The sequence below is a fragment of the Bacillus sp. 5B6 genome (assembly GCF_000259405.1).
GTDB lineage: Bacteria > Bacillota > Bacilli > Bacillales > Bacillaceae > Bacillus > Bacillus velezensis.
Genome location: NZ_AJST01000001.1, coordinates 2,930,236 through 2,947,357 on the forward strand (window position 1 = coordinate 2,930,236; position 17,122 = coordinate 2,947,357).

Genomic DNA, 17,122 nt, shown 5'->3' on the forward strand with positions numbered 1-17,122 from the left:
AGCGGTAACACTCCGGCCGGTTCATCTCAAGATTATCATTCAGTCAGCTCTAAAAATTCCTGCACATCCTGTACGGCAAGGCGGACCGCGTCTTCCCAAAACGACCGTTCCGTCAGATCCGCTCCAAGGTGCTTCATCGCCAAATCCTCAACGGTCATCGAAGCCGTGTCACACAAAAGCGCGATATATTTTTCTTCAAAATCCGCTTTTTCCCGAAGAGCTCTTGCATATATTCCAAGCGAAAATAAATAACCGAACGTATACGGAAAGTTGTAAAACGGCACTCCCGTAATATGAAAATGCAGTTTTGACGCCCAGAAATGAGGGTGGTATTCCCCTAATGAATCGCAAAACGCTTCTTTCTGCGCCGCTTCCATCAGTTCATTCAGTTTCTCAGCCGGAACGACGCCCTGCTTCCGCTCTTCATAAAAACGCGTTTCAAATAAAAATCTCGCATGAATATTCATAAACATGGCTACGCTTCTTTGAATTTTATCTTCAAGCAAGAACAGCTTTTCATCCTTTGTCTCCGCTTGTTTCAAAGCGGCGTCGGCGACGATCATTTCCGCAAAGGTCGAGGCTGTTTCAGCCACATTCATGGCGTAGGCTCTGTTCAGCTGCCGCACTTGAAGCATGGCCTCCTGATGGAACGCGTGACCGAGCTCATGCGCCAGCGTCGATACATTCGAAGCGCTTCCGGAAAACGTCATAAAAATCCGGGATTCTCCGCTGTCGGGAAAGCTGGTGCAGAAACCGCCGACCCGTTTTCCGCTGCGGTCTTCCGCTTCTATCCACCGATCACGGAACGCTTTTTCCGTAAATGCGGACAGCTTTTTGCCAAACGTCGAAAATTGGCTGACGATCAGATTAGCCGCTTCATCATATGTGTATTCTTTCGGAGCCTCGCCGATCGGTGCGTCCACATCATACCAGTTCAGCCGCTCAAGCCCTAAAAGAGATGCCTTTCGATTCAGGTATTCAGCAAAAGGCTTTTTATGATCGGTAATGACCTGCCACATGACATCCAGCGTTTCTTTTTTCATCCGGTTGATCGCAAGCGGCTCTTCCAAAGCGCTTTTCCAGCCCCGCGCTTTATAGATTTCCGTGCGGAAGCCGGCCAGATGATTCAGCGTGCTGCCGAAAAGCTCCTCTTCTCCTTTCCACGCTTCATTAAGCTCTTTGAACACTTGATGTCTGATGCGGCGATCCGGGTGCGCCATCATATTTTCCGCTTGACCGACCGACAGCTCTTTATCCTCAAATGGAATCTTCATTCTGCCGACAGCCGCATTATACAGGTCGCCCCATGCGTGATAGCCGTCAACGGCCAGGCCTTCAATCAGCCTTTCTTCTGAAGCGCTGAGCTTCTCTTTGACCCGGTCTCTTCTTTCATTTAAAACATATGTGAGATCCTGAAGTTCCGGTTTTTGCAGCAGCTCCTCCCAGACCCGCTCGTCAATCCGGGCAAGTGTATCGTCAAGGGTGACCAGAGCGGATTTAAAATCACTGCTCAGCTGATTGATCCGCGCCCTCCATTCATTCGCTTTCTGATCATGAGTGTTCTGAGCCTGAAGACAGCCGACGAACGCTCCCGCCTGCCTGATCATGATCGCTGACCGTTCAAACCTATCAATCAGATTGATCAGCTCCCGGCTTTCATCCGCATGCGTCGGAACTGTAAACGCTTCAGCCGCATGTTGAAAAGCGCTTAGATGCTTTTTGAGCTCTTGTATGTATTGCTGAAACTCTTCCGACCGGCTCCCGCCCTCAAAAATGGAGTTTAAATCCCATGTTTCCTTCAATCCCTCTAATGCCATCTTTTCTTTACCCCTTTCTATCCGAAGCTGACTCTATTATAAAACAATTCTGACATATTTCCGAACGATTTCTCCTTCTTTCCGCGAGATGATATACACTATGAGATAAGAACAAACGGGGAGGATTATAAGATGAACAGAAAAATTGCCATTGTAACCGGCGCGACGAGCGGATTCGGGCTGCTGACAGCGCTGAAGCTCGCCCGGTCTTATCACGTCATCGCAACAGCCAGACAGCCGGAGAAAGCTGAAATACTGAAAGAGGCCGCCGCTCAAGCGGGTGCATCCGAACATGTTACGGTCGTTTCTTTAGATGTGACAAATGAGCAGTCGGTGTCTGACTTCGGGAACACCATCAGCGGTTTCGGATCGATTGACCTGCTCGTCAATAACGCCGGCACTGCGTACGGGGGGTTTATTGAAGATGTGCTGATGGAACATTACAGACAGCAGTATGAAACGAATGTATTCGGTCTGATTCACGTCACAAAAACCGTGCTGCCTTATATGCGAAAACATGGCGGGGCAAAAATCTTCAATATCAGCAGTATCAGCGGACTGACCGGTTTCCCTGCTCTATCTCCGTATGTCTCTTCCAAATTCGCGGTTGAAGGATTTACAGAGAGCCTGCGCCTCGAACTGCTGCCTTTAGGAATTGATGCCGCTTTAGTAGAACCGGGCTCCTATAAAACGTCTATATGGGAGACGTCTCTCTCCAATCATCTTACGGCCCCCGGCAAAGATTCGCCCTATTACCGCTATTATCAGCAAATCGAAGCTTACTTCAAAGCCAACGCATCCAAAAGCGGCGATCCTGATGACGTAGCGGAGCTGATTTATCAATTGGCACAAAGGAAACGGCTGAAGAAACTGCGGTATCCGATCGGCAGGGGCGTTAAGCTCACATTGGCTTTCCGCTCACTCTTTCCGTGGTCCGCCTGGGAATCGATTATAAAGAAAAAGCTGTTCACTTGAACCTAAATTATAATAATTATAATTTAGTATTGATTTTTATTTGATACGTGATATAATTAAATTAACAGATCACAGGGAGGACGATGAATATGAATACACAAAACGCGAAAAATACTGAAACTCTTGTTGAGAAATCAATGAACACACAATTATCAAACTGGTTTATCCTTTACTCTAAACTGCACCGCTTTCATTGGTATGTAAAAGGCCCTCACTTCTTTACGCTTCATGAAAAATTTGAAGAACTGTATAACGAAGCGGCGGAAACGGCGGATGCCATCGCAGAGCGACTTCTGGCCATCGGCGGACAGCCTGCGGCGACTTTACACACTTACCTTGAACAAGCTTCCATTACGGATGAAGGCCAGGAAAAAACGGCTGCTGAAATGGTGGAATCACTGGTTCAAGACTATAAACAAATCAGCCGCGAATCAAAATTTGTCATCGGCATCGCCGAGGAACAAAATGACCCGTCAACTGCCGACCTGTTTGTCGGATTAGTTGAAGAAGCGGACAAGCATGTGTGGATGCTGTCAGCCTACTTGGGAGAATGACGAAAAAAGCTGAACCTCAGTTGAAGGTTCAGCTTTTTTTATGCGTTCAGCTTGCGCTTTCGGTTTGTTTCGTTAATGTGACGTTCAGCGTCTTTTTGCTTCCGCTTCTGAGCACTTGAACAGTCGTTTTATCGCCGATTTTCAGCTGATTATATAAGATTTGTCTGATATCGGCGCTGCTGCCGACATCTTTGCCGTTCAATTGTACAATGACGTCATTTGATTTGATGCCCGCTTTCGCAGCCGGTGAGCCGGATTGCACTTCTTTTACGTAAACACCCTTAGACAGCTGGTCGCCGAACAGTCCGAGCGTGTTTTCCTGATAGGTTTCCGGCACTTGCGACATGTCAATCATCTGCACACCTAAAAACGGGCGCTCGACTTTCCCTTTAGCAAGCAGCTGGTCGACTATCGGTTCTACATCATTGCTCGGAATGGCAAAGCCGAGTGACTCCACACCGTTTTCACTGACTTTCATGCTGTTGATCCCGATGACCTGGCCGCTTGAGTTGATTAACGGGCCGCCGCTGTTTCCGGGGTTAATCGCCGCATCCGTCTGAATCACGTTCATTTCCACCGTGCCTTGGGATGTATCGGCGTCTACCGTTCTGTTCAGCCCGCTGATGACACCTTGTGTGACGGTGCCGGAAAACTGCTGGCCGAGCGGGTTGCCGATGGCAATCACTTTATCGGCAATGCGGAGCTTGGAGGAATCCCCGAAGCTGGCCGCTTTTTTGACATTGGACGAGCTGATTTCCAATACAGCCAAGTCGCTGATGGCATCCTTTCCGACAAGCTTTGCCGTTTCGGTTTTCCCATTGTAAAGAGTGACCGACAGTTTGTTCGCCCCTTCTACGACATGATTGTTTGTGATGATGTACGCTTTTTCGCCGTCTTTTTTGAAGATGACGCCTGACCCCGTGCCGCTTTCCGTTTCAGAGCTTGAACCGCCGTCAAGTCCGAACTGGCTGCTTTGCGAAGCTTGGTAGTTGGACACTCCGACAATCGCGGGCTCCAAATCTTCCACCATATCCGCTACGCTTGAGGTATTTTTCAAAGGCGTTGACGTAAAATTCGAAGACTGAACTTGTTTCGTATCAGAAACGGCTTCTGTCTTATGCTGCTCACTCGGCAGGTTCGGCACAATGCCAAGCACGAGGCCGCCGCCGATAATGCCGCCTAAAACCGGGCTCAGCCAAGCAGCTCTCCGTTTTTTTTCTTTTTTCACGGCAGCCGTTTTTTCAAATTCCGTACCGGCCGCCGTCTCGTTTTCCGCTTCTTTCGAGACGGGCTCTTCAAGCAGCTCGGGCTCCTGATGGCTGATCCGCTGCTGTTCATTTCTGTTTTGTTCCGTATGTGAAAGATCTGACTGATCGCGGCTTCTTCCGTCATCTCGATGATCATTCATATTCACGCACACTCCTTCAGCATGTTTTCATTCTATCGATTACATATTCATCGCATGTACAAATTCTATTGTCCCAATAATAAGGAGAAAAGCAAAGCTCCAAAACAAAATGTGTTTGAACATGTTATCTTCCCCGCTTTTTTTCTTCCTTTCTTCCCTTATACACATCATAAACAAACATTGTGGGATAAAAATGAAAAGAATATGTGAAATTATGAAAATGCGGCTTGAGTGTGTTAAAACTAGTATAATGACGTTGAAAGGATGTGAAATGCCTTGTCATACACCATTTATCTAGTTGAAGATGAGGATAACCTGAATGAACTGCTCACAAAATATTTAGAGAATGAAGGCTGGAACATTACATCTTTCACAAAAGGCGAAGATGCCAGAAAGCAGATGCAGCCGTCTCCCCACTTGTGGATTCTTGACATCATGCTGCCGGATACGGACGGCTATACATTGATAAAAGAAATAAAAGAAAAAGATCCCGATGTGCCGGTCATTTTCATTTCCGCGCGGGATGCCGATATTGACAGAGTCCTCGGGTTAGAGCTTGGAAGCAATGATTATATCGCCAAGCCTTTTTTGCCGAGAGAGCTTATTATACGGGTCCAGAAGCTGCTCGAGCTCGTGTATAAAGAACAGCCCGCTCCCAAAAAAACCGGCATCACCGTTTCTTCCTACAATGTGATCGAAGATGCCCGAGAGGTTTATGATGAAACCGGCAGCCTGGTCAATTTGACGTCTAAGGAATTTGATCTGCTGCTTTTATTTCTTCACCATAAAGGACACCCCTTTTCCAGGGAAGACATCCTGCTGAAAATATGGGGCCATGATTATTTCGGCACTGACCGGGTGGTCGATGATCTTGTGCGGAGGCTGAGAAAAAAAATGCCCGGGTTAAAGGTTGAGACCATTTACGGATTCGGCTACAGGATGATGACGTCATGAAAAATAAGCCGCTTGCTTTTCAAATATGGGTAGTCATCTCAGGCATCCTCTTAGCCATTTCGATTCTGCTTCTCGTGCTGTTCTCAAATACGCTGCGTAATTTTTTCACGGATGAAACGTATACGACCATTGAAAATGAACAGCATGTACTGACGGAGTACCGGCTGCCCGGATCGATCGAGCGGGGATATTACAGCGAGGATGCGACCGCTCCGACGACTTTCCGATCCGTTCAGCACGTTCTTCTGCCTGAGCGGGAGGAATCGGCCAGTGACAAAGACTTGAACTACTTTTCTTCTTCCTTTATCCATAAGGTGTACAAGCTCGCGGGCCGTCAGCACAGCGTCACGAAACGATACAGCGCGGACATCAGCGGTGAAAAAGTGTTTTTCGTCATTAAAAAAGGCCTCACCATTAACGGCCAGGATGCGATGATGCTGTCTTACGCCCTTGATTCTTATCGTGATGATCTGGCATTCACCCTGTTCAAGCAGCTGCTCTTTATCATTGCCGGCGTGATTTTGTTAAGCTGGATTCCGGCGATTTGGCTTGCCAAATATCTCTCGCGCCCGCTCGTTTCCTTAGAGAAGCATGTCAAACGGATTTCAAAACAGGATTGGGATGATCCGGTCATCGTCGACAGAAAAGACGAAATCGGAAAATTAGGCCATACCATTGAAGATATGCGGAGCAAGCTGGTGCAAAAGGATGAAACGGAAAGAACGCTCCTGCAAAATATCTCTCATGATTTAAAAACGCCTGTCATGGTGATAAGGGGCTATACTCAATCAATAAAGGACGGGATTTTTCCTAAGGGGGATCTGGAAACCACAATTGATGTCATTGAAGGCGAAGCAGAAAAACTTGAGAAGAAAATTAAGGATTTATTATATTTAACGAAGCTTGATTATTTAATGAAGCAGCGGGTGCACCATGAGACATTTGACATTGTGAAGGTCACGGAAGAAGTCATTGAACGGCTCAAATGGGCCCGGAAGGAATTATCGTGGACCGTTGAAACAGAAGATGCATTAATGATGCCCGGTGATCCGGAACAATGGAGCAAACTTCTTGAAAACATTCTCGAAAATCAAATCCGCTATGCAGAGACGGCGATTCACATTCGGATCAGCCAAAATCAGCAGCAGATTGTCATGACGGTTGAAAATGACGGGCCTCCGATTGAGGATGAGATGCTATCCAGCTTGTACGAGCCTTTTAATAAAGGGAAGAAAGGCGAGTTCGGCATAGGACTCAGCATCGTAAAACGGATTTTAACCCTGCATAAAGCATCAATTTCAATTGAAAATGGCCAATCAGGTGTAATCTACCGAATTATCATACCAAAGTAGACTGTAGTGTTTCATTGCAGTCTTTTTTTTTATGTGAAGGAGTAGCCGTTAAAATCTCTGTAGTTTGTTTTCAGCGGTTTTTGGCATTGATGAACCCATTTCTTTTCACAAATTGTCTTTTTCGGATATTTCACCTTTTCGACTTTAATTCCTCTGTTTCGCAAGCGGCTGATCATTTCATCTAATTCTTTCATTTTCAGATTCACCCTTTCGCCAGAACTTTGACCATTCGGTCAGCTCACTTTATAATATAAATAAAACAAAACAAAAAAACAAGTTACAATCAGGTTAAATTTACGGAATATCAATATGACCATATAGTCATACATGAGAAGCACAAGCCAGCCTCCTGGCTCCGAAAGGGTGGAACCATTGAAGGAAAAAGAAAAGCTGATCATTGAAGCAGCAATTAAACTGTTTGCCCGAAAAGGGTACAAATCTACATCGGTTCAGGAAATCGCCGATGAATGCAAAATCTCAAAAGGCGCTTTTTATCTTTACTTTCCTTCCAAAGAAGCACTGCTTCTATCCATGCTGAATTACTACTATGATAAAACGTTTACCCGAATCACGACGATCCAAACGGAGGGTGACAGTCCGAGAGCCGCTTACCAAAAACAGCTTGCGGTGTTTTACGAATCGATTCTCGCCCATCAGGATTTTATTACCGTGCAGATGAAAGACGGTTCACTTCCTTATACCGAGGAAGCGGCGCAGTGCGGAAAGAGAATCCGCCGGTCGATCCTGCAGTTTCATATCGACAGTCTTCTTGCTATTTACGGAGAAAAAGCTGAACCATACACAGCCGAGCTTTGTTTTTTAATAGAAGGAATCAGTCAGATGTATCTTGAATATCTCATTCTGACCGGCCGGTCCGTACAGCCTTCGCTTCTGGCAAATACCGTGATTCACAGAATTGATGACATCGTAAACGGAATGGCGGACAGACATGATGAAGCGTTTATTTCTCTTGATGAGGCAAGCTCACTGTTTGGGCCCCTTCATAACGGGCAGCCCGATCCTTTAAGCCAATCGATCTTGCAGACCCTCCGCACGCGCATCGGCACGATGGACAAGGCGCAAGCATCTGAATTCACCGAGAGCTTGGATATTCTGGAAGCGGAAATGAAGAAAAAGTCGCCGAAACCGGCAATCATCAAAGGAATGATTTTGAATTTGAAGGAATCCGACCTGCTGGCTGAAGATGCAGAACAGCTCAGATTTTTACTGAAACAGCAGTTTATTTAGAAGAACGGCCGCAATGACTGCAGCCGTTCTTTCTTTTTATGCTTTCGGGTGCACCATATCTTCCGGACGCACCATTTCATTAAATTGTTCTTCTGTCAGAAGGTTCAGCTGTAATGCCGCTTCTTTAAGCGTCAGGCCTTCTTTGTGGGCAAGCTTGGCGATTTTCGCGGCGTTTTCATAACCGATGTGCGGGTTAAGCGCCGTAACAAGCATTAATGAGTTAGAGAGATTTTCCTGAATCGTCTCTTGGTTCGGCTCAATACCGACAGCGCATTTGTCATGGAAGGAATTCATTCCGTCACTGAGCAGCTGCACGGTCTGCAGGAAGTTATAAATAATAACCGGTTTGAAGACATTCAGCTCGAAGTTTCCTTGGCTGGCCGCAAATCCGATTGTCGCGTCATTTCCCATCACTTGCGCGGCGATCATTGTCAGCGCCTCACTTTGCGTCGGGTTGACTTTGCCCGGCATGATAGAGCTTCCCGGCTCATTTTCAGGAATGACGATTTCGCCGATTCCGCAGCGCGGGCCGCTGGCCAGCCATCTGACATCGTTGGCAATCTTCATCAGGTCGGCAGCCAATGCTTTTAACGCGCCGTGAACGTGAGTGATTTCATCATGGCTTGTCAGCGCATGGAATTTGTTAGGCGAACTCTTGAATGTCTGCCCCGTTACTTTTGTGATTTCTTCCGCGACGAATTCACCGAACTGCGGATGGGCGTTGATTCCCGTGCCGACTGCCGTGCCTCCGATGGCAAGCGCGCGGATTTTTTCCGTTGACTCAAGAATCATTTCTTTCGAACGGTCAAGCATGTATACCCAGCCGCTGATTTCCTGTCCGAGCGTCAGCGGAGTGGCGTCCTGCAAATGCGTCCGTCCGATTTTCACAATATCCTGATAAGCTTTCGCTTTTTCATCAAGCGTCGCGCGCAGCTGATCAAGCGCCGGAACGAGCTGCTCATATACGGCAAGAACCGCCGCAACGTGCATCGCCGTCGGGAATGTATCGTTTGAGCTTTGGCTGCGGTTAACGTCATCATTCGGATGAATCTTCAGCTCGGAATTTTTTTCTTTCAATAAAGCTGTCGCGCGGTTGGCCACCACTTCATTCATGTTCATGTTGCTTTGCGTGCCGCTTCCCGTCTGCCAGACAACGAGCGGAAAGTTATCGTCGTATTTGCCGTTTAAAACATCGTCACATACAGCGGCAATCGCCTGTGCTTTTTCAGACTCTAAGTTGCCGAGGCGTTCGTTCGCGATCGCTGTGCTTCTTTTCAATATTGCAAACGCCTTCACAACACGCTGAGGCATTTTTTCTGAACCGATTTTGAAGTTCTCTTTGCTGCGCTGTGTCTGAGCGCCCCAAAATTTATCTGCCGGAACTTTAACTTCTCCCATGGTGTCTTTTTCAATTCTGTAGTCCATTTATGTATCCCTCCATAACAGTTGCTTCACCCTGAGTATTATTCGCCAGTAACAGATGAAACCCTTTTTATTTTTCGGCCTTGGCCGTTTTTAATTTCAGCTCAAGATAGACGCGCGAATCCTTTGAGTATTTATACTTCGGATTTGTTTTACGGTATTCTTTCGACGTGTAAGCCACTTCGTAATGCGCTTCAAATGATTTGATGAGCTGTTCAATTTCTTCGGCATTTCCTGCCAGTCTGACTTGTGCCACATCTCTCCTCCGCTTTCATAAAAAAACTTGTACCATTAAATACTTTATCATAGTATATCATTTTTTTAACAGGAAAAGATAACCTCAATTAAGGATTGGAAGGCGGGTGACTGTCGATGGCGCAATCGGAATTCAAGGAATACATACACGTTAATCTGGCACTGGTGCTTCCCCACGTAGAGCAGAATGATGACCTGGTTCAAAATAAAAAGATGCTTCCGAACGGGCTTGTTTTTTATTATATGTATCTGAGTGAAATGAACGACGAAGACAAAATAAAAGAAGCGATTGAAACGCTGCTTCGGGAGGAAGACACTCTGACGCTGGATACGGTGGCGAAACGTCTTGATAAGATCGACGCCCGTCCCGTCTTTACGTCGAAGGAAGCCGTCATCTCCATTCTGCGGGGAAAATGCGCCGTGTTTATTAACGGACTTGACAGCGTATACATTTTGTCCACGGGAAAAAGAGAAAAAAGAAGCGTGAATGAACCCACATCCGAAAAGGTCGTAAGAGGTCCGAAAACCGCCTTCATAGAAGATTCTGATACAAACGTCGCCATGATCAGGCAGCGCACGAACCATCCGAAGCTGAAAACGAAAAAGGTTCCGATCGGAGAAAATAAGTTAAAATACGCCACGGTCATGTACATAGATGATAAGGCGGACCCGTCTGTCGTCAGCGATGTTGTAAAGCGACTCAGCGAAGTGAAGATGGACGACATCCAGGATTCCGGAACGCTTGAGGAGCTTATTGAGGATAATAAGTATTCGCCCTTTCCGCAAATACAAAATACGGAACGGCCTGATAAAGTCTCTTCCGCCTTGTTCAACGGCCGCGTCGCCATCCTTGTCGACAACTCGCCGTTTGCGCTGGTGGTTCCGGCTTCTTTAGGAATTTTAATGCAGTCTCCCGATGATTATTATGAACGGTGGATTTCCGCCTCGCTCATCCGGGCGCTGCGGTTTACGTCTATTTTTATCACGCTGTTTTTTTCGTCCATTTATATCGCCCTCGTTTCGTTTCACCAAGGGCTGCTGCCGACGACGCTCGCAGTCACCATCGCGGCGAACAGAGAAAACGTTCCCTTCCCGCCTATCATTGAAGCGATGGTAATGGAAATTACGATAGAGCTGCTGAGAGAAGCGGGCTTGAGGCTTCCCAGCCCGCTCGGCCAGACGATCGGATTGGTGGGCGGAGTCGTCATCGGCCAGGCGGCCGTTGAAGCGAATATTGTCAGCTCCATCATGGTCATCGTGGTCAGCATTGTCGCGCTCGCTTCATTTACAGTGCCGCAGTACGGGATGGGTCTGTCGTTCCGTGTGCTCCGTTTCATTTCGATGTTTACCGCGGCAGCTTTCGGGCTGTACGGCATGATTTTATTTATGCTGGCGATCTACACTCATTTATCGAGACAGCGAAGCTTCGGTTCTCCGTATTTCTCGCCGAATGGATTTTTCAGCTTAAAAAACGCAAACGACTCTATTCTCCGTCTCCCTATTAAAAATCAACCAAAAGAGGCGAAAAACATAAATGAGCCAGAAAACAACTCACAATAAGCTTACAAGCTATCAAGGGACAGCATTGATTTCAAACACGATGCTCGGCGCGGGACTCCTCACCATGCCGCGTGCGCTGTCAGCAAGGGCAAATTCGCCGGACGGCTGGATCGCGTTATGTCTGGAAGGCGTCATCTTTATCTTTTTGATTTATCTCAATACGCTCATTATGAAAAAGCATCAGTACGGATCATTATTTGATTATATGAATGAAGGACTCGGCAAATGGGCGGGAAATATCGTCAATCTTATGATCTGTCTCTATTTTATAGGAGTCGCCAGCTTCGAAGCCCGGGCGATGGCGGAAATGGTCAAGTTCTTTTTATTGGAAAGAACGCCCGTGCCGGTCACGCTGTTTATCTTTATCGCCTGTTCCGTTTATTTAATTATCGGCGGCATGAGCGATATCGGCAGGCTCTTTCCTTTCTATTTAACGATTACGATCATTATTTTGCTGTTGGTGTTTTCTTTCAGCTTTAAAATATTTGATCTGGACAACCTGCGGCCGGTGCTCGGGCAGGGATTTTCTCCCGTTATGGCTTCCTTGACCGTCGTTTCTGTTTCCTTCTTGGGAATTGAGATTATGCTGTTTCTCCCCGAGTACCTCAAAAATAAAAAGCACACATTCCGCATGTCGGCCATGGGCTTTGGCATCCCGATTATTTTATACATCATTACCTATGTTCTCGTCGTCGGCGCCTTAACCACCCAGGATGTCAAAACAATGATCTGGCCTACGATCGCGCTCTTTCAATCATTTGAAATCAAAGGGCTTTTTATTGAAAGGTTCGAGTCCTTTTTGCTTGTTGTCTGGATCATCCAATTTTTCGCCACCTATGTCTCGTACGGGTATTTCGCGACATCTGGCCTGAATAAAATTTTCGGGCTGAAGCAGAAAAAAGGGATCATCTTCGTAGGGATTGCGACATTCTTCGGATCATTGATGCCAAAAGACGGCAACAAGCTGTTGATGTTCAGTGATATTCTCGGCTATATCTTCTTGGTTTTCTTTTTGCTGCCTTTACTGATGTTTGGAGTCGTCGCTGTGAAAAGGAAGGTGAAAAAAGCGCAATGAAGAAATACATCGTAATCTTTCTTTGCTCATTGCTTTTGACGGGATGCTGGGACAGCCGTAATATAGAAGACTTGAGCCTCGTTATCGGAGTCGGGCTCGATAAACCTGAGGAAGAAAACGTGGAAGTGACGCAGCAGATTCTGATCCCTCAAAAAGCAAGTTCCCAGCAGTCGACATCAAGCAATCCGACAAAGGTGACTTCCACTTCCGGGGAAACCGTTCACCAAGCCTTAAGGACGGCATCGTTAAAAAACCACCCCGCTTTCTCTCAGCACTTGCGCATCATGCTGTTTTCCGAAGCGCTGTTAAAGGATGACATTCCGCTTGACGCATTGATGAACCAATTTATCAGAGACAACGGTACGAGAAGAAGCTGCAATGTGATGACGGTGCCGGATAAAACGAAAGATATTTTCAAAATCAGTGACCAGGGAGAACCTGCGTCAAATACGATCTATGACTTAACGGAGAATAATTCGGTCACCATCCGGATGATGGAGCCCGTGACATTGGGGGAAATATCAGAGAAAATCGCCAAAGGCGAGACCTTTGCCCTTCCTCAAGTGCGCCAAGTGGGCAGCAGACTGGAAATCTGGGGCGCTACCATTATTAAAAATAAATTCTGGTATGCGAATTTAACGCCTTTACAAGTCCAGAATATGAACCTGTTCACAGGCACGGTAAAGGGAGGCGTCACGTTTGCAAAGCATGACAATCATTATTTATCCTTCGAGGTATTTTCCAGCAAATATAATGTAAAAACAAAATATAAAAATGGAAAATTCAAGTTTATCGTCACCCGGTTTGTTGAAGGCCGTCTGTCTGAGGATTGGAACCCGAAAGAAGATTCTTTCAAGGAGTCCTATATAAATGAAATCAAAAACGCGGTAAAACGCAGCATTCATTCAGATGTCATGGCATTCATTGATTACATGCAGCATGAGTTGAAAGTGGATATTACCGGGTTAGGCGATCAAGTCCGGATTCATTATCCCGGTAAATGGAAAAAGATATCCTCTGACTGGGATCATCACTTCAGTGAATCGGATATTGAATACAAAGTCAAAGTCGCCATCAGGGATTTCGGAACAAAGGGAATGTCCCAATGACCCCGTCCCTCGGGAGAGTGTGCTGGCGCCGCTCTCCTTTTCTTATGTCACGAGATGGTTGCGGTGGGCATATACGGCTGCCTGCGTGCGGTCACTGACATCAAGCTTTGACAATATATTCGTAATGTGGGTTTTCACCGTTTTAATCGTAATGAACAGCTCTTCACCAATCTCTTTATTCGTCTTGCCTTCCGCGACGAGACAGAGGATTTCCAGTTCTCTTTTTGTCAGTGTTTCATGCGGAAGCTGATTCTCTGAATGACGCAGCCTTGACAGCACTTTTCCCGCCACCTTCGATTCAAGCTTCGGTTCACCCTTGGCAGCCGCTCTGATGGCTTCAGCTATTTCTGCCGCCTTGGACGTTTTCAGCAAATAGCTGAGCGCTCCCGCTTCGATCACCGGATACACTTTGTCGTCATCAATAAAGCTCGTCAGCACGATGATTTTCGGGTCATTGAGTTTCGCGCAGATCTGTTTTGTCGCTTCGATGCCGTCCATGCCGTCCATGACAAGGTCCATTAAAATCACATCCGGCAAAAGCTCTGCGGCCAGATCGACGCCCTGCTGCCCGTCTGATGCTTCACCGGCGACTTCAATGTCCGGCTGTGCTTCTAAAAATGCGGCCAGACCCATCCTGACCATTTCATGATCATCAATCAGTAACACTCGAATCACTGTCGTTCTCTCCTTTTGTTTTCTGATAAATCGGGACTTTCACGTCGATCTGCGTGCCTTTTCCCTTTACGGAGATAATTTCCGCTATGCCGCCGATTTCACTCGCTCTTTCCTTGATGGAATGCAGGCCGTATGAGGATGCTTTCACTTGATCCATCGTAAAACCCGCCCCGTTATCAATGACTTTTAGCTGAAGTTTTTGATGTTTCGCGCCGAGCCTGACGGTGACCTTGGTCGCCTTTGAATGTCTGAAAACGTTGGAAAGCGCCTCCTGCACGATGCGGAACAGATGGTCTTCAACGCCTTTTGACACACCCGTATCGCTGATGTCCCACTCAATATCCAGCGGCTGCTTCGCTTTGAACTCTTTTAACAGCTCAATCAGCCCTTCTTTTAAGCCTTTTCCTTCTAAGGTGACGGGCCGCAAATGCAATAGCAGCGCTCTCATCTCGTTTTGCGCTTCCCCCGCCATATGTTCAACCATGCGAATCCGTTTGACGATTTTGTCATCCGCATCTTTCACCTGCTCTAAGACGGCGGATGTCATCATAGAAATGGCAAAGAGCTGCTGGCTGACGGCATCGTGCAGATCGCGCGCCAGCCGCTGGCGTTCTTCAGTGATGACCGATTTTTTCATTTGATCCTGCCATTCCGCCCGTTCGTTGGAGAGCTTTTGCAGCGATGTGACCTGGAGCTCGACCCGCTTGGCCATTTCGTTGAGCTGATCTGCCGCCAGACCGATTTCATCATCGCCGAGCGGCGGCACCCGATAAGCAAAATTGCCGTTTTCAAATTTCAAAACCGCTTCAATCAGTGTATCCATTCTTGTTTTCAGGCGGCCGCCGTATACATAACCGGAAATCAATCCCGCCGAAAGAGACGCCAGAAGCAGGATGACCACAAACGGAATACCGAACCAGCCGGAAGAAAACAGCAGCATCGGGTCAAGCCCGTAATACAGCAGCATCAGCGTAATAAACACCGCGCAAAGGAGCAGACTGAGTCCCGCGGTCATCCGCATGGCGCGCCACTGAATATTGGCGAGTAATTTTTTCCTCATAAATACTTCACATCCACATCGCCGATGAATAACGAAATTGAAATTTTAATCCGCCGCGGCGAGTCGCCGTACTCAGACGATACTTTATACAGATTCGGGCTCATGCCGCTTTTCTTAGAGCCGAGCAGGTTCATATCGCCGATAAAAGCTGATGAACTGACGGACACTTCGATATCGGGGGGGACGTACACATCGACATTGCCGATGACACCGCTGATGGTCATCGTGCTTTCTCCTTCGGGAATCATCGCTTTTGACAAATCAATTTTCACATCGCCGATGAATCCGGAAACATTTAAATCATTCAGCTCAAATGGGTCCTTCATCATCCGGAGCTCGCCGATAAAAAAGCTGCGGAGGTCCGGCTGTCTGCTTTCCGTCTGGGCGGAAGACTTTGACTGCTCTTCTTTTTCAAGATTGATTTTCTTCTCTTTATGTTCATGCACGCGCTTTCCTTTCAGGAGCCTGTAGCCCGCGTATATGAGAAAGGCGGCGAAGGCATAGCCGAACAGGTTAAAGGTGGCGCTGAACAGGTTCCTCAAAAATAAAAAAGCGGCGAAGATATACAGGACGGAGCCGAGCCAGCCGCGGGAATATTTATTAAAAATATAGCCTGTGATCAGAAAAAAGAGCGGCCAAAACAAGAAGTCGCCGATGCCGATAATACGCAAAAACATGCTGACGCCTAATAAGGCGATGATAAGTCCGAGAATCTGTTTTTTTGCCATCAGCTGCTTGCCCCTCCTTTCCTTGACTATTGCAGTGCAATATTGCCGCTCGTCACTTTTATATCAATCGGCCTGGCGCCGCTGCCTTTCATGCCGGTAAATGCCCCGCCTTCCTTACTCGTTTTCTCAAAGGAATAAGACGGCCAGATCCTTCCGCTTGCCGTCTCGGCGTTCACCGTAAAACTTCCGTCTTTCGGCAGGCTGATCGCTGCGCTGCCGCTCGCAAGCCTGACGGATACGGGAGCATCCGCCGTCTCAAGCGAGGCGTCGACACTGCCGGAAGCGACCCGCACGTCAAGGGCGCCCGCCGCATGCTGAAGCCCGACATGTCCCGAGGATAAGCGGACAGCCCCCGTTTTTGCCGCAAGGCCTGCTGCTGTGAGATTGCCCGACAGCCCCTTCGCTTCAAACACATCCGTCTTCACGTGCTTCAGCGACATGTTCCCGCTTACAGAACGGACGCTGAGGTGCGCAAGAGACAGCCCCTTGTTTCCGTCGACGGCAATGCTGCCGTTTGACGTATGGACGGTGATGTCCCGATGATAATCATACGGAATGCGGACAATCAGCAGAGGACGCTGAAAGAGATTCAGAAATTGGAACCCTTTCTCCTTCGCTTTGAGATTGAGGGTCTTTCCCCTGTTTTGGACAAACATTTTCCCCGCCGGTCCCGTCATGTTTGCCGCGATATCATTCCGCGCTTCCGCGATGATTTTCACATCCGTCTGTTCCGATGAAACGGACAGGCTGTTGACGGCACGCGGCGGTATGCTTGCCGACTCCGCTTCTGTTTCGTACAGCGGAAAAAAACGCCCGGCAAACACTTCTTTCACCAAAAACAGACAGCAGATCAGAACGGACGCCGCCATCAGTCCTTTGGCAATCTTACGCTTCATTACGTTCCATCCTTTTTCATTCATTTTATTATAA

The 17,122-nt window shown here is 47.4% G+C and carries 17 protein-coding genes; 8 read left to right on the forward strand and 9 right to left on the reverse strand.

The window, feature by feature from the left end; genetic code table 11:
- Positions 1-35: 35 nt before the first annotated feature.
- Positions 36-1,817 carry a M3 family oligoendopeptidase gene (locus MY7_RS13930; protein WP_007613637.1) on the reverse strand — a complete coding sequence of 594 codons (1,782 nt, stop codon included), beginning with the start codon at positions 1,815-1,817 and terminating at the stop codon, positions 36-38.
- A 132-nt stretch (positions 1,818-1,949) separates the two neighbouring features.
- Between MY7_RS13930 and MY7_RS13935 the strand changes: the two genes are divergently transcribed.
- Positions 1,950-2,792 (forward strand): oxidoreductase, encoded by an 843-nt coding sequence (locus MY7_RS13935; RefSeq protein ID WP_007613641.1) that lies wholly within the window; start codon positions 1,950-1,952, stop codon positions 2,790-2,792.
- An 89-nt stretch (positions 2,793-2,881) separates the two neighbouring features.
- Complete coding sequence (locus MY7_RS13940) at positions 2,882-3,346, forward strand: Dps family protein (protein ID WP_029325843.1); 465 nt, start codon at positions 2,882-2,884, stop codon at positions 3,344-3,346.
- A gap of 46 nt (positions 3,347-3,392) precedes the next feature.
- Here the strand turns inward: MY7_RS13940 and MY7_RS13945 are convergent, their stop codons facing one another.
- On the reverse strand, positions 3,393-4,754 hold the full coding sequence (locus MY7_RS13945; RefSeq protein ID WP_007613649.1) for a S1C family serine protease: 1,362 nt from the start codon (positions 4,752-4,754) through the stop codon (positions 3,393-3,395).
- A gap of 276 nt (positions 4,755-5,030) precedes the next feature.
- On the opposite strand from MY7_RS13945, the gene MY7_RS13950 reads away from it, so the two are divergent.
- Both MY7_RS13950 and MY7_RS13955 read left to right on the forward strand, forming a co-directional pair.
- A complete protein-coding gene (locus MY7_RS13950) occupies positions 5,031-5,708 on the forward strand; it encodes a response regulator transcription factor (protein ID WP_007613651.1) in 678 nt (225 codons plus the stop codon).
- Entirely contained in the window at positions 5,705-7,060 is a 1,356-nt protein-coding gene (locus MY7_RS13955) for a sensor histidine kinase (protein ID WP_007613652.1), read from the forward strand. The genes MY7_RS13950 and MY7_RS13955 overlap by 4 nt, the downstream gene beginning before the upstream one ends.
- Before the next feature lie 29 nt (positions 7,061-7,089).
- Here the strand turns inward: MY7_RS13955 and spxO are convergent, their stop codons facing one another.
- Positions 7,090-7,254 (reverse strand): anti-adapter protein SpxO, encoded by a 165-nt coding sequence (gene spxO, locus MY7_RS19625; protein WP_007410067.1) that lies wholly within the window; start codon positions 7,252-7,254, stop codon positions 7,090-7,092.
- Between the two features lie 178 nt (positions 7,255-7,432).
- Between spxO and MY7_RS13960 the strand changes: the two genes are divergently transcribed.
- The gene (locus tag MY7_RS13960) at positions 7,433-8,308 is read left to right on the forward strand and encodes a TetR/AcrR family transcriptional regulator (RefSeq protein ID WP_017418948.1); all 876 of its coding nucleotides are present in this window, start codon (positions 7,433-7,435) and stop codon (positions 8,306-8,308) included.
- 36 nt (positions 8,309-8,344) lie between these two features.
- Here the strand turns inward: MY7_RS13960 and fumC are convergent, their stop codons facing one another.
- Both fumC and MY7_RS13970 read right to left on the reverse strand, forming a co-directional pair.
- Entirely contained in the window at positions 8,345-9,733 is a 1,389-nt protein-coding gene (fumC, locus tag MY7_RS13965; protein WP_007410064.1) for a class II fumarate hydratase, read from the reverse strand.
- A gap of 67 nt (positions 9,734-9,800) precedes the next feature.
- Positions 9,801-9,986, reverse strand: coding sequence for a YvzF family protein (locus MY7_RS13970; protein WP_003151806.1), 186 nt, complete (start codon positions 9,984-9,986; stop codon positions 9,801-9,803).
- A 116-nt stretch (positions 9,987-10,102) separates the two neighbouring features.
- On the opposite strand from MY7_RS13970, the gene MY7_RS13975 reads away from it, so the two are divergent.
- The 3 genes from MY7_RS13975 to MY7_RS13985 are packed head-to-tail and all read left to right on the forward strand — an operon-like array spanning position 10,103 to position 13,729.
- Positions 10,103-11,545 carry a spore germination protein gene (locus MY7_RS13975; RefSeq protein ID WP_007613662.1) on the forward strand — a complete coding sequence of 481 codons (1,443 nt, stop codon included), beginning with the start codon at positions 10,103-10,105 and terminating at the stop codon, positions 11,543-11,545.
- Positions 11,520-12,620 (forward strand): spore germination protein, encoded by a 1,101-nt coding sequence (locus tag MY7_RS13980; protein WP_007613666.1) that lies wholly within the window; start codon positions 11,520-11,522, stop codon positions 12,618-12,620. Before MY7_RS13975 ends, MY7_RS13980 begins: the two co-directional genes overlap by 26 nt.
- Positions 12,617-13,729, forward strand: coding sequence for a Ger(x)C family spore germination protein (locus MY7_RS13985; RefSeq protein WP_007613667.1), 1,113 nt, complete (start codon positions 12,617-12,619; stop codon positions 13,727-13,729). The genes MY7_RS13980 and MY7_RS13985 overlap by 4 nt, the downstream gene beginning before the upstream one ends.
- A 42-nt stretch (positions 13,730-13,771) precedes the next feature.
- Here MY7_RS13985 and MY7_RS13990 read toward each other — a convergent pair whose 3' ends face one another.
- Genes MY7_RS13990 through liaG form a run of 4 tightly spaced genes read right to left on the reverse strand, consistent with a single transcriptional unit; the run spans position 13,772 to position 17,088 of the window.
- Positions 13,772-14,404, reverse strand: a complete 633-nt coding sequence (locus MY7_RS13990; protein WP_003151798.1) for a response regulator transcription factor — start codon at positions 14,402-14,404, stop codon at positions 13,772-13,774.
- Positions 14,382-15,464: a two-component system sensor histidine kinase LiaS gene (gene liaS, locus MY7_RS13995; RefSeq protein WP_003151796.1), complete on the reverse strand. Its 1,083-nt coding sequence runs from the start codon at positions 15,462-15,464 to the stop codon at positions 14,382-14,384. The genes MY7_RS13990 and liaS overlap by 23 nt, the downstream gene beginning before the upstream one ends.
- Entirely contained in the window at positions 15,461-16,192 is a 732-nt protein-coding gene (gene liaF / locus MY7_RS14000) for a cell wall-active antibiotics response protein LiaF (RefSeq protein WP_007613669.1), read from the reverse strand. Before liaF ends, liaS begins: the two co-directional genes overlap by 4 nt.
- 26 nt (positions 16,193-16,218) lie before the next feature.
- Entirely contained in the window at positions 16,219-17,088 is an 870-nt protein-coding gene (gene liaG, locus MY7_RS14005; protein WP_007613676.1) for a LiaG family protein, read from the reverse strand.
- Positions 17,089-17,122 lie beyond the last annotated feature (34 nt).

What these genes read in the sequence shown, in the direction of transcription:
- MY7_RS13945 (WP_007613649.1), bottom strand. Translation starts at nt 4,754, where the DNA reads ATGAATGATCATCGAGATGACGGAAGAAGCCGCGATCAGTCAGATCTT.
- liaS (WP_003151796.1), bottom strand. Translation starts at nt 15,464, where the DNA reads ATGAGGAAAAAATTACTCGCCAATATTCAGTGGCGCGCCATGCGGATG.
- MY7_RS13980 (WP_007613666.1), top strand. Translation starts at nt 11,520, where the DNA reads ATGAGCCAGAAAACAACTCACAATAAGCTTACAAGCTATCAAGGGACA.
- MY7_RS13985 (WP_007613667.1), top strand. Translation starts at nt 12,617, where the DNA reads ATGAAGAAATACATCGTAATCTTTCTTTGCTCATTGCTTTTGACGGGA.
- MY7_RS13955 (WP_007613652.1), top strand. Translation starts at nt 5,705, where the DNA reads ATGAAAAATAAGCCGCTTGCTTTTCAAATATGGGTAGTCATCTCAGGC.
- liaF (WP_007613669.1), bottom strand. Translation starts at nt 16,192, where the DNA reads ATGGCAAAAAAACAGATTCTCGGACTTATCATCGCCTTATTAGGCGTC.
- MY7_RS13935 (WP_007613641.1), top strand. Translation starts at nt 1,950, where the DNA reads ATGAACAGAAAAATTGCCATTGTAACCGGCGCGACGAGCGGATTCGGG.
- liaG (WP_007613676.1), bottom strand. Translation starts at nt 17,088, where the DNA reads ATGAAGCGTAAGATTGCCAAAGGACTGATGGCGGCGTCCGTTCTGATC.
- spxO (WP_007410067.1), bottom strand. Translation starts at nt 7,254, where the DNA reads ATGAAAGAATTAGATGAAATGATCAGCCGCTTGCGAAACAGAGGAATT.
- fumC (WP_007410064.1), bottom strand. Translation starts at nt 9,733, where the DNA reads ATGGACTACAGAATTGAAAAAGACACCATGGGAGAAGTTAAAGTTCCG.
- MY7_RS13975 (WP_007613662.1), top strand. Translation starts at nt 10,103, where the DNA reads ATGGCGCAATCGGAATTCAAGGAATACATACACGTTAATCTGGCACTG.
- MY7_RS13940 (WP_029325843.1), top strand. Translation starts at nt 2,882, where the DNA reads ATGAATACACAAAACGCGAAAAATACTGAAACTCTTGTTGAGAAATCA.
- MY7_RS13930 (WP_007613637.1), bottom strand. Translation starts at nt 1,817, where the DNA reads ATGGCATTAGAGGGATTGAAGGAAACATGGGATTTAAACTCCATTTTT.